At 70.0% G+C, this 283-nt stretch carries 1 protein-coding gene; it reads left to right on the plus strand.

The genetic code is table 11. The features are described from left to right. Nucleotides 1–45: 45 nt before the first annotated feature. A partial coding sequence (locus SB773_RS31195) for a helix-turn-helix domain-containing protein (RefSeq protein WP_486304309.1) occupies nucleotides 46–283 on the plus strand: 238 nt, incomplete at its 3' end.

Consider the following 283-nt stretch of genomic DNA (forward strand, 5'->3'; position numbering starts at 1 on the left):
GAGGTCAGCGCGGTCGCTGCGCACGTCTCCCTGTCGGAAAGCCAGCTGCGGAGACGTTCTCTCCATGCGGCCGGGCTCAGCCCGAAAGTGCTCCAGCGAACGCTGCGCTTCCAAGCGTTCCTCGCCCTCGCTCAAGCCGGCGCCACAGCGACCGGCAGACGCGGCGCCGACGGGATCGCGAGCATCGCCGTCGACGCCGGATACGCGGATCAGGCGCACCTGAACCGAGAGTGCCTCCGCTTGACCGGGCTCACCCCCAGCCGCCTGCTCCATGGGGATGTCG

The organism is Bacillus sp. SIMBA_074, assembly GCF_046534555.1.
Classification (GTDB): Bacteria; Bacillota; Bacilli; order Bacillales; family Bacillaceae_G; genus Bacillus_A; species Bacillus_A mycoides.